Raw genomic sequence first — 24,031 nt, 5'->3', positions numbered from 1 at the left:
CAAACACTATTCAGTATTAATTGTTTGTAATTGTATTATTGTGTGAAATAAAAGTAGTATTTGTTGTGAATTTGCCCGGTGTAACTTAAAGTGAATTCCCGGTTAACTCAACGTAATTTTATGTGTCTAACCTTTACATTCCTGCCGGGTAGGTGGTATTGTTGCTTCTTCCTGCTGTTCCTGAGCCTTGTCTGTGTTGCGACTCCGTTGTCGGCCAACAAACGGCCTACTACCAACACATTAGCGGCTGATAGACTTGTTACGGGTAAAGTAGTCGATGATAAAAATCAGGCACTGCCCGGTGTGAACGTGCTGGTAAAAGGCAGCTCAAAGGGCACTGCGACCGATGCCAATGGTCGTTTTCAATTGACGGTTCCGGATCTGGAAGTCGTTCTTCAGTTTTCGTATATAGGATACGTTACCCAAGAAATTATAGTCGGCAATCAAACCGACGTAAGTGTGACGTTGCTTGAGGATATCAAAACACTCAACGAAATAGTTTCCGTTGGCTATGGTACTCAGAAGAAAGCCGATCTGACGGGCGCCGTTTCGACCATTACAACGAAAGATATTGGCCGATTACCAGTCGGTGGTATTGATCAGGCATTGCAGGGGAAAGCCGCTGGGGTACGGGTTACACAGTCCTCGGGTCAACCGGGCGAAGCGGTGTCGGTACGCATCCGGGGCGTTGGGACCATCAACGATAACAGCCCTCTTTTTGTCATTGACGGGGTACCAACCAAAGATCCGGGTAGCCTGCTGAATCCCAATGATATTGAAAGCATGTCGGTGTTAAAAGATGCATCGTCGGCAGCAATCTACGGTGCCCGGTCGGCCAACGGCGTTGTCGTTGTGACTACCAAGCGCGGACAATCTGGTGCACCGCGAATTTCCTTTAACAGCTACACCGGTATTCAGCAACATGGGCGATTGATTCCAATGGCTAACACCGCCGACTATGTCAGGTTATATAACGAAGCCGCTAACACCGACAATGCGGCCATCGGCGATCCAACGCTGTTTCGAAAACTCATCACGGCTGATCCAAATTCACTTCCGAATACCGATTGGCAGCGCGCTATTTTTCGCACGGCACCCATTCAGAATTACCAATTATCGATCAGTGGTGGCACCGATCGGTCTCATTACCTGATTTCGGGCAACTACTTTGATCAGCAAGGTATTATCCTGAACTCAGGTTACAAACGCTACGCGCTGCGGACGAGTCTGGATACGGACATCAAAGGTAAATTGAAGATTGGGACAAATGTCAACCTGACCTATTCGAAGCGTAGCATTGTAGGTAGCTCAGGCGATGGGTATGGCGGAAATGGTGGTAGTGTGGTTCGGTATGCGCTATTTCATACGCCTGCTGTTTCTGTCTACGATTCCACAGGAAATTATACGGATTTACCCGCCCGTCCTGACCTCTACGGCGATGGATACAACCCGGTTGGACTTGCCAATAAGCAGGATAACAAGCAGAATCAATACCGCGTCTTTGGCAACCTGTTTGCCCAATGGCAGATTACCCAAGACCTCCGTTTTCGTTCAGATGGGGGCCTGGATATTAGTGTCATCAACCAGAAAACTTACAACGAAAACTGGGGTACAAACGGACGGATCAACAGCCCCGCTACGCTCAGCAACCGCATCAGTACCAGTACGAACCTGAACTGGAATAATACGCTGACCTACACCCACCTCTTTGACTCGAAACACGACGTGTCGGCCCTGCTGGGAATGGAAGCCATTCAGAATGTTGGCCGCGACCTGGCAGGCTCTGACCGGAATTTTATTGACCAGGACCCGAACCTCCGCTACCTGGGTCGGGGTAACGATCCGCTGGGCCGGTCGGCCTCGGAAGGCGATCAGCGCTGGAAGCTGCTTTCGCAATTTTTCCGTCTCAACTACGCCTTTCAGAACAAATACCTGGCAACGGTCAACGTTCGGCGGGATGGTTCCTCGCGTTTTTCAACCCAGAATCGCTACGCTACATTCCTGTCAGGATCGGTGGGCTGGAACATCGATCAGGAGGCCTTTTTTCAGTCACTAACCAACGTTGTGTCGGCGCTGAAAGTGCGGGCCAGTATGGGGCAACTGGGGAATCAGGACATTGGCAATTATCCCTACGCGTCTATTGTCGGGAGCGGCTACAACTATCCACTGGGTAATCCGCAGCAGACTACTAATGGCTACGCGATCACCAGCCGGGGCAATTCGACGGTAAAATGGGAAGCCTCGACCCAAACCGATTTTGGACTTGATGCTGCGTTTTTTCAGAATAAACTACAGCTGAACATCGACTATTTTATTAAGACTACGTCAGATATGCTGGTGCCCATCCCGGTGCCGCGTTCGGGTGGTACAGCGGGCGTGCCTTATGTGAATGCCGGTCGTGTCGAAAACAGGGGTCTCGAAGTGGATCTGACGTATCGAAACCGGGTTGGGCCCGTGAGTTTCGACCTAACCGCCAATGGTTCGTTTATACGGAATAAAGTAACCTCGCTCAGCGATGGCCGACCCATTCCCGGGGGGCGTATCGACAATGGTATCTTTGCTACATTAACGGAACCGGGTTATCCGATTGGGTCCTTTTATCTGCTGACGCAGACCGGAATTTTTCAGAACAAAGAGGAAATATTCACCAGTGCCTTTCAGGGGAATAATACCCTGCCGGGCGATGTAAAGTTCGCCGATGTAAACGGGAATGGGGTTATCGATCAGAACGATCGGTCGCACGTGGGCAGTCCGATTCCGACGCTGTTATATGGCCTCACGGCTAATGTACAATGGAAAGGGTTCGATCTGTCGGCGTTTTTTCAGGGCGTATCGGGGAATAAAATTTACTACCAGGTAGCTACTGATATCGAAGGATTCTACCGGGCATTCAATATCACGCAGCGAGTGGTCGATCAGCATTGGACCGGCGAGGGTACAAGCAACACGCAACCGCGTGTGTCGTGGCGCGGGGCCGCCAATAATAAGCAACCCTCGACCCGCTTTCTGGAAGATGGGGCTTACACGCGTCTGAAAAACCTGCAGATCGGTTATACGTTGCCGGCCAAGATTAGCCAGAAAATCGGCTCATCGACGGTACGTATTTACGTAGCGGGGCAAAACCTGCTGACGTTTACGAAGTATCCGGGCCTTGACCCGGAGCAACAAACGAGCGATAACGTCAATAACGAACCGTTTCGTGGCGACGTAGCGGTTGGGATCGACTGGGGGACTTATCCAAGTGCGAAGACATACACCGTAGGATTGAATGTTAGTTTTTGAACGTAACGTTATGAAAAGAATTTATTTAGTACTGCTTAGTGTCGGTTTTCTGACATTAACTATGGGCGGCTGTAAAAATTACCTGGACGAACAACTGCTCGGTAACTATTCAGACGGTACTTTTTACAAGACTCAGGCGCAGGCCATTCTGGCGATCAATGCGGCATATACCCCCCTGACATTTTCGAGTGATCGCAATCGGTTGTGGGTTTTTGGCGACGTAGCCTCCGATGATGCAGCTAAAGGGGGGGACCCTGGCGATCAGGCAGACATTGGGTTGATCGACGATTTTCAGGTTTATCCCAGCAACGGACCGGTTGAATCGCAATGGGGCGAAATGTACGAAGGCATTTATCGGTGTAACCAGATTCTGGCCCGGGTCCCGGCCATCAACATGAACGCTACTGTGCAGAGTCGTATTCTGGGCGAAGCCCGGTTTTTGCGAGCCCTGTACTACTTCTATTTAGTAAACATTTACGGCCCAATACCCCTGTTGCTGGAGCCAAAAAACGCCGATCAACTCCAGATTCCCCAGTCGCCAGTCGCCACCATTTACGAACAGGCCATTGAACCAGATTTGCAGGAAGCCATCAAAAATTTACCCGCAGCCTATACGGGATCGGATGTAGGACGGGCAACGAAGGGAGCAGCTACTGCCTTGTTAGCAAAAGCATATCTGTATGAAAAAAAATGGCAACTGGCGGCCACAACAGCCGCCCAGGTTCAGGCCATCGGCAATTACTCGCTGTTGCCGGTGTACGCGCAGAATTTCGATCAGGCCCATAAAAACAACGCCGAATCCGTTTTCGCCGTACAACATTTAACGGGCCAGGTGCCTTTTACCGGCAATCGGCTGAACCAATGGTTTGCGCCCCGTGCGAACGAAAATGGCTATTTTTTCAATGCACCAACGGCCGGATTCGTCAATGAATTTGAGAAAACGAGCACGGGCGTTGTTGATCCCCGACTCGATTATACGGTTGGACGTGCGGGAAAAAATTGGGTAAATGGTCAGCCGTTTGATCCGGCCTGGTCACCAACGGGTTATCTAACCAAAAAGCACGAGCAACCCTTGTCCGAAATTCCGTCCAGCACCAAAGGCGATGGGAATCTGAACTACGTGGCGATTCGCTATGCGGACGTCTTGTTGTGGCAGGCCGAAGCCCTGAATGAGTTAGGTCGTTCGGCGGAAGCGCTGCCACTGCTCAACCAGGTTAGAAAACGCGCGCGGGAAAGCTATCTTAACGATCCGACTTTGAGTGCGCCCGGATCCGGAACAACCGCGTCAACCGTACCCGTAGGGTTGCTACCCGATGTGACTACCACGAGCCAATCGAGCCTCCGCGATGCGATCTACCACGAACGGCGGGTTGAACTTGGTCAGGAGTTTCACCGGTTTTTCGATCTCATGCGCTGGGGCAAAGACTACGCTCAGAATGCACTCCGGGATAAGACATCGTTCAAGTACGATACCAACCGCTATTTCCCGATTCCGCAGAGTGAGCGGGATACCAACAAAGCTTTGAAATTTTAACTGTTTTACTAATTAATTTAACTCACAAAACCAATGAAGAACAATTCGTTTTCGGTTCGCTCCTTGCTGAGCGTAATGATGGCCTTCCTGCTACTGTTAGTCTTATTTGACGCTTGTAAAAAATCGGATGACCCCGTTGCTGTACCTGTCGATAAAACCAAACTAAAAGCCCGCTTGGATAGCGCAAACGCAGGGTACGCACTGGCTGTTGAGGGAACACAGGTCGGTCAGTTTGAAGCAGGGTCTAAAGCCGTATTTAAAACGGCTATCGACGCGGCTACGACGGTGTATAACAATGCAAATGCTACGCAGTCGGATGCGAATAATGCGTATACAAATCTTGGACAGGCCGGAATTCTGTTTTTAAGCAAACAGGTCCAGCAAATTGCCCCGCAGAATCTGGTGCTTTATCTGAAAATGGATGGTGATACCAAAGATGCCTCGGGTAAAGGGTTAGACGGGACGCTCAAAGCCGGTAGTCCATTGTGGGGAGCGGGGACGCCAACATTAACAAAAGACCGATATGGCGTTGATAATAAAGCCTATCATTTTTTCAAGGGCGGTAATATCGAAGTTCCTTACAACACGGTTTTAAACCCGTCTAAAGAAATAACGGTTAGTGTTTGGGCGCGTATGGATTCCAATTCAGTTGCGGGCAATAACTACATACTGGGTCTGAATCGCTGGAATGGCTACAAGCTAAATATTCAGCAAGCCAATTATGCCTTCTTTACGGTCAAAACGACAACCGGCATCATTGACCATGATAACGCAGATCCAAAATTGGACCTGAATAAATGGTATCTCATCACGGTGACCTACAAAGCCGGTAGTATGAACTTCTATCTCAACGGAACACTGACCAAAAACTGGCCCAACGTGACAGGCGATCCAGTGGCGGTAAAGAGTACGATTAACCTAGCAATTGGTCAGGATCTGCCCACGAGTCTGTATCAGAACAATGAGAAAGATGATGCGGATGGTAATAACTTCAACGGTCCCTGGGGGGGGTACTTCCGTGGTGATTTAGATGAACTTCGCATCTACAATGTTGCCCTGAGCGATACGCAGGTAAAATCGCTTTATACGGCTGAGAAACCCTAAAAATTTCACTGGCTGAATAAAAACATCCCCAACTTCCTTTAGGAGGGTGGGGGTGTTTTTAGCTGACTTCTTTGATTAGGTATAATGCCAAAACTTTCTGCTCTGTTTTGTTTTCTCTGGCTCACTGCCTGCAACCGCGAACAGGCGACGAATCGTCCGCTCACGTTCTGGTGCTCCAACAATGCAGGAGAGATTGCGTTTGCCAAAAACTTTACGGATCTATGGCAGAAACAACGTCCTGACAAGCCGTTACGGTATCAGCCAATTCCCGAAGGGCAGTCCAGTGAGGAGATTATTCTGGCGTCGGTGGTGGGAAAAACTACCCCTGATATTTACGCTAATATGTGGCAGGGGAGTGTGGAGATGTATGCCAAATCGGGCGTACTAATTCCGTTAGATACGCTGAAAGGGTTTCGGGAGTTCATTATGGCTCGCTGCGATAGTGCCGTTATTCGGGAAATTACATCGTCGGATGGGCATATTTATCAGGTGCCGTGGAAAGTAAATCCGATTATGCTCGTCACGAATACCCGCGCAATGAATACCCTGCATAATGCAAAACCGCCTTATACGTATACCACCTATCTCAACGCCGGGCGTCAGTTTACTCAGGATAAAAACGGTGATGGTTACGTTGATCAATGGCTGGGTTATACCGAGGTGAAAGCAATCTGGTACGAACGGCTCTTCAATTTTTATCCACTTTATCTGGCGGCCTCCAACGGTGCTCCACTCATTGCGAACAATCGGGCCGCCTTTAATAATCCATACGCCATTGAGGTATTCCGGTTTTTACAGACGCTTTATAAAGACGGTTATTTTGCAAAAGAGCGGCTTTCGGCCACCCGTGACCCCTTTTTGGCAAAGCGGATTGCCTCGCAGTTTACCGGTCCCTGGACGGTCGGCTTTCTGGAAAAGTTCAAAGATCCCGGTTTCGAATACGGCTCGTTTGCCATGCCTGTTCCAGACCATCATCGCGGGCCGGTCTATACGTATGGTGACCCAAAAAACATTGTCATTTTCAATACCTGCCGTGATCCGCAGGCCGCCTGGGAATTTGTGAAAACACTCGTAGACAAGCCCGGCGATTTGCAACTAATGGAATTAACCGGCCAGTTTCCGCGCCGGAAAAACGTCGATACAGATCCGTATTTTGCTGCCTTCCTGACAAAGAATCCCCGTTTACTTCCTTTTGCCAGACAGGCCCGCTACATCAAAGGAGTGGATAACTCGGAGGTAATTGTGGAAGTCTTTGATATTATCTCGCAGGAATACGAAGCCTGCGTCATTTTCAACAAAAAAACACCTGAAGCCGCCATTGCCGATGCCGCCAAGGCGGTGGATGTATTATTAATGAGCGAACGAGTGAACGAGTGAAAACCGTCCGGTCGTTTTCGCTCTTTCACTCGTTCGCTTTTTCATGCTATGAAAAAGTGGACGCCTTATCTTCTTGTTTCGCCTTACATCCTGCATTTCGCGGTGTTTGTGGCGTTTCCGGTTTTATTTTCGGTGGTGCTGACGTTCCATAGCTGGAACATCATCTCGCCGATGCAGTACATTGGATTGGCTAATTACAAACACCTTTTCAAAGACCGGCTCTTCTGGCAGGCAGTCTGGAACACCGTACGTTTCCTGCTGGTACATATTCCCTTGCAGCTTATTGTTGCGATAGTAATGGCTGAACTGCTGAATCGCACGGTACGAGGGGCGTCATTTTTTCGCGCGGCATTTTTTTTGCCGGTTATCGTCTCGGGCGTGGTCGTTACGATATTGTGGCAGCAGCTACTTAGCTTCAATTCTGGCTTACTGAACCGATTGCTGGCAGCCTTGAGTGTGCCTCGTATTGCCTGGCTCGACGATCCGGCGGTGGCGATGTATTCTATTGCCGTGATGGCGACCTGGAAAAACGTTGGGCTTTACATTATTCTGTTTCTGGTTGGCCTGCAATCGGTGCCAATGCAGTATTATGAAGCTGCCGATCTCGAAGGAGCTACTAACTGGCAGAAATTTCGGTTTATTACGTTGCCGATGATCAACCCAACCATTTTTACCGTGGTCGTACTCTCAACAATCAGTGGGTTTTCGCTCTTTGTCGAACCGTATATAATGACCCAGGGTGGGCCGATGAACACGACGCTCTCAGCGGTCATGTACATTTACCGACAGGCCTTTCAATATTATCACATGGGTTATTCCGCTACATTAGGCTTCTGCTTTGCGCTGATCATTCTGTTTGTGGTAATCATTCAACGACGCTACGTTGAGCAGGAAGTGTAGATTAAACATACCATGCTTCAAACCACTATAAAATACATGCTCTTGATCCTCGCGGCTGTGTCGTTCATTTACCCGTTTATCTGGATGGTGAGCGCGTCATTGTCGTCAGAGAGTGGGCTCGGCGATTTGACCTTGTTCCCGGTGGGTTTTACGGGGAGCAACTACGTTACGGTATTCACCAAAATCCCGCTCGACCGCGCATTTTTGAATAGCTCTTTTGTGGCCATACTAACAACAGGCCTGGTTTTGGTATCGGGTGCCATGGTCGGTTATGCACTCGCGAAGCTGGATTTTGCAGGGCGTGACTGGATTTTCTACCTGATCATTTTCACGATGACCTTGCCGTTTCAGATCACGCTGATTCCGAATTACATCACCATGGTTCGGTTCGGTTGGGTTGATACGTATCTGGCACTGATTGTTCCGTTTGCGCTCAATTCATTTTCGATCCTCTTATTCCGGCAGGCCTTCCAGAGCTTACCACAGGCGTTGATCGATGCGGCCCGGATGGATGGTGCGAATGAGATGCGGATTATTTTCCAGATCCTGATCCCGAATATTCTGCCGACCGTTCTCACCATTACAATCCTGACATTCATGGGATTATGGAACGAAGCGCTATGGCCACTGATTGTGATTCGGGATGAGTCGAGGATGACGATGCCACAATTGGTAACGCTATTTTCCGTTGGCGGACGAGCTGAAGGGCAATTGGGGGTGAAGATTGCGGCTGCCGTTTTGCTGGCGATTCCCATTGTGATTTTGTATTTGTTTTTCCAAAAACACTTTATCCGAAGCATGGCCTCTTCGGGCTTGAAAGATTAAATTTCTTTTCTGTCACTTCATGGGCAGGAAATACTAGAACATAATGGTATGAGTCGTCCCGCTTTTTTGAAACTCCTTACGCTGCAACTACTACTCTTCGCGTTTTCGTGTAAGAAAGAGCAGCCTGTGGCCCAGACCACCACGCCGGCCACGCGTTACGTTAATTTGTCGCATCTGGATCGACTGTATCAGACGGTTAAACTGGCTTCGAACGGAACTGAAGTTGGTACAGTTGCTATCTATAGCGAAGCACCCGATTATCACCTCGTAACGGATACCGACGAAGGATTTACCTGTATTGATGACGTAGCGCGCGCGGCCCTGCTGCTGCTGCGTGAGCCTGATCTGGCAACCAATAAAGAAACGCAAACCAAATTGCGGGCGATGACAGAGTTTGTTCTGCAACTACAGGCCGACAACGGGTATTTTTATAATTTCCTTTGGCCCGATCGAACCATTAACAAGACTTTTCAGACGAGCGTGGCCGAAGCAAATTTCTGGTCCTGGCGTGCCTTATGGCTTCTGACCGAAGCGTATCCGTATTATCAAAAAGTTGATGCAACCCTGGCGGGGCGTATGCAAACGGCTATCCAGAAACTGACCGCGAATATGCTTCGCGACTTTGGCAACAAGCCCAGGGAGTACAGTTTCATCCAGGGTATTCAGGTACCCAAATGGCTTCCTTTCGGTTCAGGTACTGATCAGGCAGCCATTATGCTGATTTCGCTTGCTAACATCTACCAGCAAGCCCCCAATTCTGATGTCCTGAAACTGATCGAATTGCTGGCTGATGGTATTCTGGCAATGCAATATGGCGACGTGGGCAAGTATCCATATGGTGCTATTTTGAGTTTTGAAAATGGCTGGCACGCCTACGGGAGCGATCAATCCTATGCGTTATTGCGGGTTGGGAAAGCCCTGAATAAACCGGCCTGGATTGCAGCCGCCAAGCGAGAAATTGATAATTTTTACCCCTATCTAATTCAACTGGGTTTTCTGGAATCGTTTACAGTACAACAACCCGGCAATGAAGTTAAACCGATTAAATCCAGTCAGGTTTCCCAGATTGCCTATGGCGTTCGTCCGATGATTTGGGCTGCACTGGAAGCATTTGATCAATCGAAGGAGGCCAAATACGCCGAGTTAGCCGGGCAATTGGCCAGTTGGTTTCTGGGGAAAAACGTAGCCAATACACCAATGTACGATCCGGCAACGGGTCGGGGGTATGATGGCATCATATCAAGTAATCAGATTAATCGCAATTCAGGGGCCGAATCGACGATCGAAGCGCTCTGGGCGTTTCAACGGCTTGAACAATACCCTGACGCAGTGAAGGCATTAGAAAAAAATAAGTAGCGAATGGCTGAAGTAATACTACGTCACATTGCCAAGGCTTACCCGGGTGGACCGAAGGTGATTAAAGATGTTAATATTGAGGTTAAAGACCGCGAATTTGTCGTGCTGGTCGGACCGTCGGGTTGTGGCAAGTCTACCTTGTTGCGGATGATCGCTGGTCTGGAAGATATCACCAATGGTGACCTGCTGATTGGTGGACAACGTATCAACGACCGTGCGCCCAAGGATCGCGATATTGCGATGGTATTCCAGAATTACGCGCTTTACCCGCACATGACCGTTTACGACAACATGGCGTTTGGGCTTAAGTTACGGAACATGGCCAGTGATGAAATCCGGCAACGCGTGACCAACGCGGCCAAAATATTGGAAATTGAGAATCTTCTAGATCGAAAGCCCAAAGATATGTCGGGTGGGCAACGCCAGCGTGTGGCTATCGGGCGGGCTATTGTACGAAATCCGAAAGTGTTCTTATTCGATGAGCCGCTCAGTAATCTGGATGCCAAACTTCGGGGGCAGACACGTATCGAATTGCAAAAACTTCACCGCGATTTACAGGCTACGATGATTTACGTTACGCACGACCAGATCGAGGCTATGACCCTGGGCGACCGGATTGTAGTGCTACGCAATGGTGATGTGCTTCAATACGATACGCCATTAGCTCTTTATAATCAGCCTGCAAATTTGTTTGTTGCCGGGTTTATAGGTTCGCCCCCAATGAATTTCCTACCCGGTCGAATTGTAAATTCGGATAAAAAAGTAAGTTTTGAAAGCACGGGTGGCTTGGTTCGGATTGACTTGTCAACCTCAATTCATCGGACGGCACTGGCGTCCTACGAAGGTCGTGAAGTAACGCTCGGTGTTCGGGCGGAGCACATTCGGGAGCAGTCTATCGGTTTATCTCGGGATAATTACTCCGCTGAAATGGATACATTAATTGACGTCGTGGAGCATATGGGTAGCGAAATTCTCACCTATTTTACAATTGAAGAACGTCGATTCGTCGCCAAACTGCACGGCGGGGCGACCGTTACGTTCGATCAGCCAATTGCGTTGTTTTGGGAAGTCAACAAACTTCACTTCTTCGATACACAAACTGAGCAGGCAATTCGGTAGGACCAATGACCTTAGTCCAGTTTTTAGGGCTAAGGTCAACAATAGTTGATATTCTGAATATTCCTTCGTGCTCAATCAAAGAATAGCCGTTTCCTACAAGTACTTTCTCTTGTAAAAGACGGAATTTTGCAGAATGCACAGAAAGGGTATTGTTAATACAACCAATAAAGTGCTTGAATGCCCTGTTTAATGAGCTTGCTTCGAAAGGAATCAGAAAAGCTTAATAACGATACAGGGGAAAAGTACATAATTCCAAACTAGAGTATAACCAATTCACCTCGCTGATGGTAGTGAGCTGGATATTTAGTGCTGTAACTTTTAATGTCTAGTATGAAATACACCTTTTTTACGCTTTTCTTTTTATGTACTTCCCACCTACTTTTCGGGCAGATTAATGAAGCGGATACAACTCGTTGGCATATCGACTGACCAGTACAGGAATTGTATTAGGTGGCAACCTAAACGATTTTATCTCTTCGTCTCGTGCCGAGTTAGCGCATAATGGTCCTAAGTGGGGGATCTTCTCAGGTACCTCTTATACGTATAAAAATCGTGATCATGAGATAACGGCCAATGATGCTACCTCACGGAACATTCTTTCGTATGGGCAACGGCGCAGACTGTATCCCTTTGTCATTGTATCGATAGCTAAGAGCTTACGGCGGGGTATCGACTTTCAGTACCAGTTAGGCCCTGGAGCTGCCTACCGAGTTTTTGGGAATCAGCAGAATTATTTACGTATAGGTAGTGCCGTTATTTACGAAAGTAGCCATTATGCAGGCAATAACTTTGAAAATTATGACGGTACAAGTCATATCATTAACAAATGGCGATTGCTTACATTCGTGGCTGGCACTCAAACGCTACCCGGCAATCGTATGCGAATCGTTTACGAAGTAAGTTGGCAACCTGCCTTTCAAGGCCCAAACAACCGGGTATATGCCCTCGCCGGCGCCGAAATACCCATAAGTCGTAAGGTGTCATTGCGTGGAAACCTAGAATATACTCATGAAAACGTGGTGCTGGTTGAAAAATCCAAGTATGATTTTATTGTTTCGTTTGGACTTACCCTAACCAATATATTCAAAAATAGAAACGCTGAAATTGATGAAGACTGACCAAATAGCACAACTGGAACCAAGTGAAAGTACAGGTCGGATAGAAGCCTTTAGCGATGGTATTTTTGGCGTAGCCATTACACTGCTGGCCCTGGAAATAGGAGTTGAAGAGTACAAGGGGGCTACAGATGCCAATCTGCTAACTCACATTTACGAGTTGATGCCTAAGTACATAGCCTATATTAATAGCTTTGCGACGGTACTGTTGATGTGGCTTGCCCATCACCAGATGTTTAGGCTCATCAAAAAGCCCAGTAACGGCTTGATGTTGGCAAATGGGTTATTACTACTCGTTATCGCTCTGGTACCTTTTCCCACCAAAACGGTTGGCCAATTTATAGACACCGATGCAAAAGGCATTGCCGTGAAGTTTTACACTGGTTATTTTTTGCTGGTAAATTTCGTCTTTCTGCTCCTATGGACTATTGCTTCGTCAAAATCCAAACCACTACTCCATGCTTTTGCGAGTACTGAAATTGTAAAAGCAGTCAATAGAAGCATACTAACGGGCCTGCTTATCAATTTTATCTGTTTTGGTTTATCGTTTATTAACCCCTGGTTGGGTGTCACAACCAACATTATTTCCTGGCTTTATTGGATGGTAGCTTTTTAGAATTAAGATTGATTTACCCGCACTACTAGCGTCTTTACATGTCCTATTCTAGAGTTGTACAGGGCTTAAATTGAAAGGCTGAGGGTCTGTAGCCTCATGTACTTTCTCGAAAACAGCTTACCAGGCAACCGGATTTATCGGGGCTATTGAAGTGCATAGGTTCTTATCAATGGCATTAGTATCCTGCTCAGAGAACTTCACATAGGTAAATATAGTGCTATAACAAAACCCGACAATGCCGAATAATTCCAACCGGTGGTAATCCAAAAATTCGCTTGAAGGTTCGATTAAAATGTGGTTGGTCTGTGAAACCAAAACGAAGGCAAGCATCTGCAAGCTTGCTTTCTTCGGTGATCGCAACGGCCATTGTATTTCGGATCCGTTTCCAGAGTATATACTGCGAAAAAGGAATGCCCATCTGCTGAACAAAAAGGTGCCGTGCACGGTCTGGGGACAAACAGAGCTGATTGGCTATGTCTTCTAACTCCAGATGCATATGCAGGTTTTGATCTATATAGCGTAGCGTAGCCTGGATGCGCGAATCCAGTGCAAATTCACTCATTTGGTGAGTAAGCGGAAGGAGTGAATTTAAAAAAGCATTAACGTGAGGAACTAGCTTTTCATTGGACAACTCAGCGTAATTGGCTGGAAACACCTGCAAGTACTGCTCAGGGGCCAGAACCGAGTCGATCGTTAGATAGGTTTTATCCCCCAATAGCGCCCGGAGTTGCCAACCCCAGAAACTACCGGTTTCAATGAAATTTACTAACACGTTGGCATTTGGTGCATAGCAGGAATGGGGAATAGTCTGATTGACAATGAAGCCTCGCAATCCGAATAGAGCCTGTCCGTCAATTAAGCATTCAAAGTCGTTATCTAAACTAATAACGACTTTATAGCAATGATGGTAGTGCTCGACTACACTAGCCATATCTGCGATGAATGATAGGCTGTAATCCCATAAACTTGCAGATTGCTCAGGTGGAGTGTTTGCTACGATAACGTCCATCAATAATCGATTTTACGCGTAATTATTTTCTAACATCTGCGAAAGTTAGCCTATACATACAATTTTCACAACTTGACAAATCCCAATTTTGTGGACTAAATAATGAATGAATTGTAGAACCAAGCTTGCTTTTTGGCGAACACAAACCGCAAAAACGTAAAATGAAAGCATTACAATATAATCAGTACGGTGGTACCGATGTGTTGAACTGGGTAGAAACGCCTATCCCAATACCTGGCAAAGAAGAGGTAGTCGTAGCCGTGAAAGCAGCTACAATAAACCCCACTGACAATAAAATGAGAGCTGGAGAATTGAAACTATTGACCGCCTTCAAAAGCTTTCCGATGGGAATGGGTATCGACTTTGCCGGCATCATTTCGGCTGTTGGAGCCGATGTGACCGAGTTCAAAATAGGTGATGAAGTCATGGGACTCGTGAATAATAGCAATGGACATTCGTTTGCTGACTTTACCGTTGCCAATGTCAAACACATTTCCCTAAAACCCAGTAGCCTCCGATTTGACGAAGCCGCCTGTATTCCAATGAACGCTGGTACAGCCTTAGCGGCAGTAGATGGATATGTCAAACCAGTTCCTGGTCTGGAAATTCTGATAAATGGTGCTGCGGGTGGGATTGGCCTCTTTATCTTACAATTGTGCAAACTCAAAGGTGCCATTGTTACGGGCACCTGCGGGGCTGAGAGTATCGCTACTTTACAGGAATTAGGTGCTGATGAAGTCATTGATTATAAGACGACGGACATTTATTCGGCGGGAAAACAGTATGATGTAATTCTTGACACATCTGGCAAAATGAGCTTTGATCAGGCTAAAGCCGTCCTGAAAGATCATGGCTCTTTTTGCACCATGACCCCTAATCTGGATAGTTTAATAGGACAGATTGGCAGCGTTTTAGGAGGTAAGAAAGAGAAGAACGTACTAGCTGTTCCCAGCAAAAAGGAAATGGATCACCTACAGGTGCTGATTGAAAATGGCCAGCTAAAGCCTGTAGTTGGTAAAACGGTTCCTATGAGTCAGGCCGTGGAAGTTCTAAGTGAATTCGAAAACGGAAAATTGAAAGGGCCAGGCAAATTAGTACTGATAAATCAATAAGTGGCCTTAAAATCCCATCTATTCATAACATCTTACCTTATGCGTGCACTATTGGTATTTATCACTTTCCTGGGCCTATATGCCTGCCAAAGTAACAAAACTAACGAGGAATCGACTCAACAGGATACTACAGTAATTGCTGCTCAGGATGCAGCAGATGTAGCAGCCCAAAAATACTTTGTAATTACTTCCTGGACTACCACAGATCGGAACAAAGCGATAACGCACATCCAGAATCAGCAAAAGCAATTGATGGAGCTTTGGAATAAGGGTATAGTCGAAAATATCTATTACGATCAGAAAGGAAAGTTTGCGGACAATGAACCGCTGTCTGTGGTTGCTTTTTTTATAAAGGCATCCACAGAGGATGCTGCTCATTTAGCCTTGGACACAACCGATCTGGTTAAAAATAACCTGGCTGATTATAGCTTGCGTCCGGTGGGCCAACGTGTGTTTGATCGAAGTAAAAAAGCAATGAATCTGGCCTCGAAGGCAAATAGGGTCTACGCTGTTATCTGGGCTTTTTTAGTAGAAAGAGACAAACTGGACACGAATGTATTGAGGGAGCAAGCAATTCGTAACGAAAAACTTGAGCAGGAAGGAGTGCTCGAGAACGGCTATATCGACCTGAATTCACTATCGGCTAATTCAGGAGGTACGCAGCCAGGTATTTATTTTATTAATGCTAAAAACGAAGTCGACGCTCGAAAAGTACTTGACACAATGCCCTTAGTAACCTCTAAACAGGCTGCCTATGGGTTACGGAATGTTGGCCAGTTTTTAGCTGGCGTTAAAGAATAAGAGAGCTATTAGCGTATGTTTTGAATTTGTCGTTCAAATTTTTTCCAACATCATGTCTATAAAAGCCAGTCTGACAAAGGTTTCCGAAGCTACCGCCGTTTTTTCATAATCACGGGGATGTAACTAAGCAGGGGCGCATTGACCACAAACCGTCGCGCTATATCCGTGTAATCAGGAGCCGTTACCCCGCTCAGGCCTTTCATGGTCAGGAAGGACCAGCAGCTTTTTAAGGGCTGCTGGTCACTATAAATTACTCCGTGATGGCTTTAGCCTCGACAAACGCTTCCAGCCCATACTCCCCATACTCCCGTCCAATTCCGGACTGTTTATAGCCTCCAAACGGCGCGATCAGATCGTGACTAAATTCATTGATAGCGACTCTTCCCGCTTCAATCCGCTCGGCCACCTGTCTTGCTTTTACCAAATTTTTGGAGCTGATGTACGCATGCAGGCCAAACACGGTATCGTTAGCAATGTCGATCGCTTCGTCGACGGTTTTATAGCTGAGAATACAAAGGACAGGGCCAAAGATTTCCTCCCGGGCGATCCGCATGTCATTGGTAAGACATTTCTTCCAGGGAAAAAACGTGGGCGATGTGCGTCTTTACGATGCCCGAAGCCTGCAGATCGGCAATGGCTTGCATATCCTTGAGGTAATTTTCCTGGGGATGCCGGACGTTGACCCGCTCCACCCGCACATCTTTTTCTTTTCGGGCTCGCTCGATAAACGCCTGATCCAGATAAACGATCAGGCAGCCATTCAAGTCCCCGGTGTGAAAGAACCAGAACTACAACAGTCACAGGAGGAGGCCGGTCGTTTTTCCAAATAATAAAAATTGAGCTTATCTTCGTAACGGATTTGCTGCACCGGCAGTCCGGTCTACCAGTGATAATGTCCAGTCCACGTTGCCGAAGATTCGCTGCACCATTCCGCAGACACCTACTATTTTTTTGCCGAATGACTAGTAAATAACATGGACATAGCCGTGAAGGTGCTCATTGTGGAGGACGAAATGATTATTGCTGCCGATATCGCCCTGCAACTCAGCAAACTCGGCTATGAAGTGAGCGGGATAGTTCCTCGGGGCGAAGAAGCTATCCGAAACGTAGAAACTAACCGACCTGACCTGATTCTGCTCGACATCAGCCTTAAAGGCCCCCTCGACGGTATCGACACGGCCCATGCTATCCGCCAGCAATGGAACATCCCGGTTATTTACGTCACGGCTAATACCGACGAAGCCACCTTTGTCCGCGCCAAAAAAACCCGTCCCTACGCTTACATTTCGAAGCCGATTCGGGCCATTGAGCTACAACGGGCTGTCGAACTGGCCATCAGCCGCCTGGCCGACGAGCCTCACCCCTCTACCAGCCCTGCCCCCGACGCGCCCTTTGTGCTCAGTGACCGGATTTTTGTGCGGCACCGCGAAAAGATCGTTAAGATTTTCATCGCCGATATTCTCTACATTGAAGCTGACCGCAACTACTGTCACCTCTGTACGGCCGATAAAGAATACCTGCTCACAACGACCCTGAAGGTAATGGAAGACAAACTCCCGGCCAACTATTTTGTGCGGGTGCACCGGTCTTATCTGGTGAACCTGACGCAGGTCGATGAGGTAGGCGACGGCCATATCGGAATCGGGGGTAAAACGATCCCGCTCAGCCACCTCCTGCGTGAGGCATTGCTGAAACGAATCCAGACCATTTGAGACTCAATATCAGTCACTTGGCCAATCAGAGATCTGACCGTTCACACATCCGGTAAGAAAATACCCCCCTTCGGACAGTAAAAGGATGCGCTCGTCCGGGCGAACTTGGTTGGGAAGTACACTGGCGATAGTTTAGATCCGTTGTCGGCCAAATCTAACCACTTCCCGTCAACTTCCACCGGCCTATAAATTACCCGGCGGTTTAATCGCAGAACCGTATGCAAACAGTTGGCATCCTTGGCGGAGCAGGCTTCATTGGCAGCTACGTCACCCAAAAATTTCTGTCCGAAGGATATGCCGTGAAAGTATCGGCTTCTGACCCGGCCAACGCCGAAAAGTACGCTCACCTGAGCACCCTCAACAGGGCCGAAAACCTGATGCTGGTGCCCTGCGATGTGCGCGATGTAGCTGCACTTGAGTCCTTTATGCAGGGCTGCACGATTGTGATACACGGCGGCACCCCTTTTCAGCTGGCAGTAGAAGATCCGCAGCGCGACCTGCTGGACCCCACCATCCGGGGTACAGAAAATTTTCTGGCCATAGCCGAGCGAACCGAGGGACTCAAACGTGTGGTGTTCATCGCTTCGGTGGCGTCCTATACTACGTCGTTTCCAATGCCTCACCCTAACCACCCCGCCGGTCAGGTATTTTCCGAATTTGATACGCCCTGGTTCAGTGCGGAAGACCATCCCTACGGACAAGCCAAGTTTCTGGCCAACCAGGTCGTACGGAAATTCATCGAGGCAAACCCGGATTTACCCTTCGAGATCACTACCGTTTCGCCGGTTTTTGTCATTGGCACCAACTTGTCGCCCCGCACCGATTCAACGTCGATGGGTATGCTCTACCTGTTTAAAAACAAGATCGCCCCCAACCCATTCGTCGAGATGCTGTTTGCCAACGATATAGCCTTTTCGGTGGTGGATGTGCGCGACGTGGCCGAGGCCGTTTTTCAGGCAGCTACCCGGTCGGGCCTGCACGGCAAAAACTACCTCCTTTCGAGCGAAAGTTACCGCATCTCCGATCTGTCGCTCATGCTGAACCAGCAACCGCCCGCAGGCGAAGCCGCACTTGTGTTCAGCAACACCCTGGCGACCAATGACCTCGGCGTAGCGTTCAGGCCAGCACAGGAAACATTACAGCAGGCCGTGTAGAAGGCTGGCCTGGAAATTCACCCGATCAACTCACGTAACCATATACACCCATGAAAGTTAGTAATCTATTTTTCGTCAAGGCCCGGCTGTTGACGCTGCTGCTGCTCCCGGCTTTCGCAGCCACCACCCTCGCTCAGAGCCTCAAGCCCGAAGCGGTTGCCTTTACCAAAACCTACCAGACCGCCTACAACAAAGGCGACCGGCCCACGCTGATGACCCTTTTTGCCGACAGTGTTGGCTGGGTAAACCCCGATGGTAGTGTAACGCCCGGTTCCAAAGCCGATGTTGAAGCCGACTTTGTGCGCGATTTCGGCGAAACCGCCGGGTCATATATGGACTTCACGGTGGTCAGCACCGAGACCCAGCCCGACGGCAAGGTGAAAATCGGCACGACCGTCAGCGGCTACGATTTTGTGCGGAAAACCGGCGCGAAGCTCAACCCCACGGCGGGCACCTACGAGATGCTGATCGGCAAGGTCGGCGGACAGTGGAAAATCAGTCAGGTCAAATGGAATATGAACACGACCAGGCTTGAGATACGCGACCTGGTGAAGCGGTTTCAGGATGCTTACAACCGCGAGGACGCAGCCACCCTGAAAACGATGTTCACCGCCGATGCCGTGCGGACGGCTACGGACGGAACCACCACAAAAGGGGCTGCGCTAGTTGATTTTTACACACAGGGGTTTGCCGATGCTGACGCGACCAACGTCATTTCGCTGGCCAGTGTTAGCCCGCAATTCGATGGCAGCGTGATTTTCACGGGAACTTATCACCTAACGGGGCGGTCGGTAAAAGGAGAGCGGATCGTGAGAGAAGGGGCTTTCAGCAATACGGCGGTCAAAGAGAACGGGCAGTGGAAGATCAGCCGCAACACCCAATCCAAACTCGTCAAAGCGATGGTCTATCACAAAGTGGCCGACTATGCCGCCTGGAAAAAAGGCTTCGATCTGTTTTATAACGAACGAATGCTGGCGGGCGAACTGAGTGCCGAAGTCAGTACGCTGGCCGACGACCCCAATACGGTTTGTATTATCAGCGAGTGGGCCTCGCCCGACGCACCGAAGGCTTTTTTTGCCCGCCCGGATTTGGTGGAAACGATGCAGAAAGACGGTGTCATTGGCAAACCTACCATGCTGATTATGAACAAGAAATAACCGACTCTACATCCACCCTAGTAGCCCGGTTTGTATTGTCGCAGACCGGGCGAAATAGCCAAACCAAGTCAATGAAAACCAACCCATTCGCCCCCGTCCTGCCCCTTTTTGCTTCCTTGCTTCTGTTCACTGCCAGTTGCAATACACCCGCTAAAGAAACGGCTACCCAAACGACCGACGCGTCGGCCATGACACCTGAACGAAAGCAGGCGATTGAACAGGAAATTTCTGGCCTTGTGAAAGAATTTTTCCAACAGGTCGAAAAACTGGACATTGAAACGTGCATGACCTACTTTGAAAATACGCCTGATTTTCAGGCCGTCAATCCCGATGGCACCCTGGGCGATTACAACGCCCTCAAAAAACTGAACGCAGACGGGTTTAACCAGATGAAGACGTTGAGTGTCGTGCCAGCGAAGGAAGTGATTCGGGTTTTGACTGACTCGCTGGTGCTTTATACGTTCTCGATGGAACAGAATGCAACGCTCAAAACCGGCGAGAAAATGAAGTTTGAGCACGTAGCGGGAACGATGCTCTTCAGCAAAATCAACGGCGCGTGGAAAGCGACGTTTTACCAGGAGTCGGCACCGGTACCAGTCAAGTAACCGATACGGAGCGCCCATAAGCCCTGTAATCTTGCAGCTTTTTTCTATTCGATAGATCAATGAAACTCAACCAATTTCGCTCTTCGCTGTTACCGGTCACTTTTGCTGTTTTGCTCATTGGCATGAGCGTTGCAGGCTGTGACCCAAAGCCAAACGCCGACAAGGCTAACGCACTCCAAACCTACTTTGCCCCCGCCGATACGGGTATGCAAACCGGGGGCGTGAAAATAATCCCGATCAAGACTCCGAAAGGCACATTTAACGTGTGGACGAAGCGGATTGGCAACAACCCAACGGTCAAGGTTTTGATTCTGCACGGCGGTCCCGGTGCAGGTCATGAGGCTTACGAGGTGTTCGAGAGTTTTCTGCCTAAAGAAGGCATCGAGTTCATTTATTACGACCAGCTCGGTGCGGGTAACAGCGACCGCCCAACCGACAAGAGCTTGTGGGTGCTGCCCCGTTTTGTCGACGAACTGGAGCAAGTTCGGGTCGCTTTAGGGCTAAATAAAGACAATTTCTACCTCTACGGCCACTCGTGGGGCGGGATTCTGGGCATAGAGTACGCACTCAAATACGGGCAAAACATCAGGGGATTAATTATCTCAGACATGATGAGCAGTGCGCCCGCCTACAGCCGCTATGCCAATGAGGTACTGGCCAAACAAATGGACCCAAAGGTGCTGGCCGAGATCAAAGCACTCGAAGCCAAAGGCGACTTCGCCAACCCGCACTACATGGAACTGTTGCTGCCCAATTATTACGAAAAGCACATCTGCCGTATACCAACGGCGCAATGGCCCGAACCGCTGAACCGGGGGTTTTCCAAAATCAATCAGGAGCAGTACGTGACCATGCAGGGGCCGAGCGAGTTTGGCATGGCGGGCAATGCCAATCTGAAAAACTGGGATCGTAGCAAAGACCTGCCCAAAATTACCGTGCCGACGTTGGTTATCGGGGCCACCCACGACACGATGGACCCCAAACACATGGAGTGGATGGCCGGGCAAGTGAAAAACGGTACATTTCTGGTATGCCCCAACGGTAGCCATTTCGCGATGTATGACGATCAGCAAACGTATTTCACCGGGCTGACTTCCTTCCTGAAAAAAGGGAATTGATCTCTTCACATTAACCAACCAAACCCCAATGAAAACCAACCAATTCACCCTGATGCTGGCCGCTTTTGCCGTCCTGATCCTGTTTGCCGTCGGCTGCAATACCGCTCCCCAAAAAGCAGATGAGAAACCAGCGGCTCAATCCGATGCACCGGAGTACTTTCTATTACGGCCCGAACTCGAAAAAGCGTATGGCTATTCCCATGCCGTTCGGATTGGCAATGAACTGAAAATATCGGGTGCGGTCAGTATGGACGAGAAAGGAAACCTGACGGCGAAAGGTGATCTGGGGCAACAAATGAAAAATTGCTACGCCGATCTGGACAAAATTCTGAAGCATTATGGCTACAGCTGGGACGACGTTGTGGTGGAAAATATTCTGACTACGAACATGCCCGAATTTGTGAACCAGTCGGCTTACCGAAATACGATCTATAAAAAGCAATTTCCGACCGGGTCGTGGTTTGGCGTAAAGGAATTAGCCTTGCCCGGTCAGTTGATTGAGATCGAGTTAGAAGCCTATAAAGTGCGCTGATTCAGGTAAGCCTATCACAGAAAGTAAACAACCAGAACCTGGTCAGGAAATGAACGAAAGTGAAAAAGTAAAAACAAGAACGGTTGTCATTCCTGACGATTTGGAAGCCGTTAAAAAATTATGGTTCGACTATTTAGTTTGGGGGAACGACAACATGCAGGAACTCTATGGCGTCCATCCCCATAATCCCCAGGAAGCTGTTGAACAGGACATCCAACAGATTGGCAAGTTTCAACCGCCTTACGGACAGTTAATCCTGGCTATTTACGAAGGCGAAGTATGTGGGCTTGGCAGTCTGAAACGTATCGACTCCGATATTGGTGAAATAAAACGAATGTTTGTCCATCCAGCTAGCAGACGAATTGGAGCCGGAAGAGCGATCCTCGAAGAACTTCTACTTGAAGCGAAAAAAGTCGGTTATAAAAAACTTCGGCTTGACAGTCCCAAGTTTATGGAAGCCGCTCATTCCTTATACCGAAGTGTTGGATTTCGTGACATTGACGCGTATCCAGAAATGGAAATCCCCGCAGAATTTAAAGACTATCTGTTGTTTATGGAATTGGATTTAACCGACGACACTACCTAAATCCGAACGGATAAGCCCAGATAAGCCCAGCCTATAGTATTGTGAATCGATCTTAAAACAGTCAAATCAACCAATTAAATTCATGAAAAAACTTCTGATTTCGCTATCTGCAATTTGGCTACTGGTTAGCCTCGGCATGTCGACCTCTGCACAGGCTCAGCAAACGGCAACGACTCAACTCAAAAGTATTCACCTATTCGATATGCCAGCGGGTGTAACGGAGGCCCAGTTGTCGGCGGTGATTGGCGAGTTGAACACGGTTATTAAACGCTTAGGCTACAGTAAGGCCGGATACACGCTTTACAAAGTAGAGGGAAAAGGGACCGACAAATACCGCTACTATTTCGAGGGCAATTGGCCCAATGCCAACGTGTACCAGAAAATCCACGACGACAAATCGTTTCAGGAAGCCGATAAAAAATTGGGTATGGTGTACGAGAAAATAAAAGCCGTCGAACTCTACCGTCGCTTGGTGAGAGTGCCTTAATCGTTTAAACCAAAGCTATGAAAACCAATCCATTTACTACCGTCCTGATTGCTTTTGTTGCGCTAATGCTGGTTGTTACCGGTTGCAACACCCCCGCTAAAAAAACAGAAGCTACCACTGAGCAGGTAGCGGCTAAACCCGATATGGCCGCCATCAAAACGGAAATACAAGCCATCGAAACCGAGTGGGCCAACGCCACAACCGCTAAGGACATCGACAAAGTAATGGCCCTCTACGCAGACGATGCCGTAGAAATGGCCGACGACGAACCCATGGCCGTGGGAAAGGCGGCTATCCGGCAGGTGTTGCTCAAAAGTATGAAAGCGCGCCAGTCCGGGACTACCGTTTATTACGAGACGATGGACGTGTACGGCGATGGCAACGTAGTAACCGAAGTTGGGAAGACAACGGTTAAAGACGCGTCTGGCAAGGTAGTGAGTGCCGGCAAATACATGGGCATTTTTGAAAAACGCGACGGAAAATTTATCTGCATCCGCGATATCAACAACGAGGATCAGAAAGACAAGTGA

24 protein-coding genes are annotated in these 24,031 nt (G+C 48.5%); 21 read left to right on the top strand and 3 right to left on the bottom strand.

The features are described 5' to 3' along the window. Positions 1–120 precede the first annotated feature (120 nt). The 10 genes from GJJ30_RS03285 to GJJ30_RS03240 all read left to right on the top strand — a co-directional run bounded on the left by GJJ30_RS03285 (position 121) and on the right by GJJ30_RS03240 (position 13,228). Positions 121–3,282: a SusC/RagA family TonB-linked outer membrane protein gene (locus tag GJJ30_RS03285; protein ID WP_154173097.1), complete on the top strand. Its 3,162-nt coding sequence runs from the start codon at positions 121–123 to the stop codon at positions 3,280–3,282. A gap of 10 nt (positions 3,283–3,292) precedes the next feature. Continuing rightward, positions 3,293–4,816, top strand: coding sequence for a RagB/SusD family nutrient uptake outer membrane protein (locus GJJ30_RS03280; RefSeq protein ID WP_170299112.1), 1,524 nt, complete (start codon positions 3,293–3,295; stop codon positions 4,814–4,816). A 33-nt stretch (positions 4,817–4,849) separates the two neighbouring features. Next, positions 4,850–5,920 carry a LamG domain-containing protein gene (locus GJJ30_RS03275; protein WP_154173093.1) on the top strand — a complete coding sequence of 357 codons (1,071 nt, stop codon included), beginning with the start codon at positions 4,850–4,852 and terminating at the stop codon, positions 5,918–5,920. 84 nt (positions 5,921–6,004) lie between these two features. Then, a complete protein-coding gene (locus tag GJJ30_RS03270) occupies positions 6,005–7,297 on the top strand; it encodes an extracellular solute-binding protein (RefSeq protein WP_154173091.1) in 1,293 nt (430 codons plus the stop codon). A gap of 48 nt (positions 7,298–7,345) precedes the next feature. After that, the gene (locus tag GJJ30_RS03265; RefSeq protein WP_154173089.1) at positions 7,346–8,197 is read left to right on the top strand and encodes a carbohydrate ABC transporter permease; all 852 of its coding nucleotides are present in this window, start codon (positions 7,346–7,348) and stop codon (positions 8,195–8,197) included. Between the two features lie 36 nt (positions 8,198–8,233). Then, entirely contained in the window at positions 8,234–9,022 is a 789-nt protein-coding gene (locus GJJ30_RS03260) for a carbohydrate ABC transporter permease (protein ID WP_229312925.1), read from the top strand. Positions 9,023–9,070: 48 nt separating this feature from the next. After that, positions 9,071–10,378, top strand: coding sequence for a hypothetical protein (locus tag GJJ30_RS03255; RefSeq protein WP_154173085.1), 1,308 nt, complete (start codon positions 9,071–9,073; stop codon positions 10,376–10,378). Positions 10,379–10,381: 3 nt separating this feature from the next. Beyond that, the gene (locus GJJ30_RS03250) at positions 10,382–11,497 is read left to right on the top strand and encodes an ABC transporter ATP-binding protein (protein WP_154173083.1); all 1,116 of its coding nucleotides are present in this window, start codon (positions 10,382–10,384) and stop codon (positions 11,495–11,497) included. A gap of 413 nt (positions 11,498–11,910) precedes the next feature. Then, a complete protein-coding gene (locus GJJ30_RS03245) occupies positions 11,911–12,615 on the top strand; it encodes a DUF481 domain-containing protein (RefSeq protein ID WP_154173081.1) in 705 nt (234 codons plus the stop codon). Then, on the top strand, positions 12,605–13,228 hold the full coding sequence (locus GJJ30_RS03240; protein ID WP_154173078.1) for a TMEM175 family protein: 624 nt from the start codon (positions 12,605–12,607) through the stop codon (positions 13,226–13,228). Before GJJ30_RS03245 ends, GJJ30_RS03240 begins: the two co-directional genes overlap by 11 nt. 217 nt (positions 13,229–13,445) lie before the next feature. Here GJJ30_RS03240 and GJJ30_RS03235 read toward each other — a convergent pair whose 3' ends face one another. Further along, on the bottom strand, positions 13,446–14,237 hold the full coding sequence (locus GJJ30_RS03235; protein ID WP_154173076.1) for a helix-turn-helix transcriptional regulator: 792 nt from the start codon (positions 14,235–14,237) through the stop codon (positions 13,446–13,448). Between the two features lie 161 nt (positions 14,238–14,398). Here GJJ30_RS03235 and GJJ30_RS03230 point away from each other — a divergent pair, with 161 nt between their 5' ends. Together GJJ30_RS03230 and GJJ30_RS03225 are read left to right on the top strand one after the other, a co-directional pair. Further along, entirely contained in the window at positions 14,399–15,349 is a 951-nt protein-coding gene (locus GJJ30_RS03230; protein ID WP_154173074.1) for an NADP-dependent oxidoreductase, read from the top strand. Between the two features lie 39 nt (positions 15,350–15,388). Then, the gene (locus tag GJJ30_RS03225) at positions 15,389–16,150 is read left to right on the top strand and encodes a DUF6491 family protein (RefSeq protein ID WP_154173072.1); all 762 of its coding nucleotides are present in this window, start codon (positions 15,389–15,391) and stop codon (positions 16,148–16,150) included. Between the two features lie 250 nt (positions 16,151–16,400). Here the strand turns inward: GJJ30_RS03225 and GJJ30_RS03220 are convergent, their stop codons facing one another. Both GJJ30_RS03220 and GJJ30_RS03215 read right to left on the bottom strand, forming a co-directional pair. After that, a complete protein-coding gene (locus GJJ30_RS03220; RefSeq protein WP_154173070.1) occupies positions 16,401–16,703 on the bottom strand; it encodes an aldehyde dehydrogenase family protein in 303 nt (100 codons plus the stop codon). A gap of 1 nt (position 16,704) precedes the next feature. Next, positions 16,705–16,914, bottom strand: coding sequence for a hypothetical protein (locus GJJ30_RS03215; protein ID WP_154173068.1), 210 nt, complete (start codon positions 16,912–16,914; stop codon positions 16,705–16,707). A 210-nt stretch (positions 16,915–17,124) separates the two neighbouring features. On the opposite strand from GJJ30_RS03215, the gene GJJ30_RS03210 reads away from it, so the two are divergent. The 9 genes from GJJ30_RS03210 to GJJ30_RS03170 all read left to right on the top strand — a co-directional run bounded on the left by GJJ30_RS03210 (position 17,125) and on the right by GJJ30_RS03170 (position 24,031). Beyond that, positions 17,125–17,862 (top strand): LytR/AlgR family response regulator transcription factor, encoded by a 738-nt coding sequence (locus GJJ30_RS03210; protein ID WP_154173066.1) that lies wholly within the window; start codon positions 17,125–17,127, stop codon positions 17,860–17,862. Positions 17,863–18,080: 218 nt separating this feature from the next. Continuing rightward, on the top strand, positions 18,081–19,016 hold the full coding sequence (locus GJJ30_RS03205; RefSeq protein WP_154173065.1) for an NAD-dependent epimerase/dehydratase family protein: 936 nt from the start codon (positions 18,081–18,083) through the stop codon (positions 19,014–19,016). 50 nt (positions 19,017–19,066) lie between these two features. Continuing rightward, complete coding sequence (locus GJJ30_RS03200) at positions 19,067–20,173, top strand: nuclear transport factor 2 family protein (RefSeq protein WP_154173063.1); 1,107 nt, start codon at positions 19,067–19,069, stop codon at positions 20,171–20,173. Between the two features lie 71 nt (positions 20,174–20,244). Beyond that, a complete protein-coding gene (locus GJJ30_RS03195) occupies positions 20,245–20,778 on the top strand; it encodes a nuclear transport factor 2 family protein (RefSeq protein WP_154173061.1) in 534 nt (177 codons plus the stop codon). A 59-nt stretch (positions 20,779–20,837) separates the two neighbouring features. Beyond that, complete coding sequence (locus tag GJJ30_RS03190) at positions 20,838–21,896, top strand: proline iminopeptidase-family hydrolase (RefSeq protein ID WP_154173059.1); 1,059 nt, start codon at positions 20,838–20,840, stop codon at positions 21,894–21,896. A gap of 28 nt (positions 21,897–21,924) precedes the next feature. After that, positions 21,925–22,428 carry a RidA family protein gene (locus GJJ30_RS03185; RefSeq protein ID WP_154173057.1) on the top strand — a complete coding sequence of 168 codons (504 nt, stop codon included), beginning with the start codon at positions 21,925–21,927 and terminating at the stop codon, positions 22,426–22,428. A gap of 49 nt (positions 22,429–22,477) precedes the next feature. Then, positions 22,478–23,014, top strand: coding sequence for a GNAT family N-acetyltransferase (locus GJJ30_RS03180; protein WP_154173055.1), 537 nt, complete (start codon positions 22,478–22,480; stop codon positions 23,012–23,014). Positions 23,015–23,096: 82 nt separating this feature from the next. Further along, positions 23,097–23,501, top strand: a complete 405-nt coding sequence (locus GJJ30_RS03175; RefSeq protein WP_154173053.1) for a hypothetical protein — start codon at positions 23,097–23,099, stop codon at positions 23,499–23,501. 17 nt (positions 23,502–23,518) lie between these two features. Then, positions 23,519–24,031 (top strand): YybH family protein, encoded by a 513-nt coding sequence (locus tag GJJ30_RS03170; protein WP_154173051.1) that lies wholly within the window; start codon positions 23,519–23,521, stop codon positions 24,029–24,031.

The organism is Larkinella terrae (assembly GCF_009668025.1).
Classification (GTDB): domain Bacteria; phylum Bacteroidota; class Bacteroidia; order Cytophagales; family Spirosomataceae; genus Larkinella; species Larkinella terrae.
This window is presented reverse-complemented; position numbering and strand designations above follow the sequence as displayed.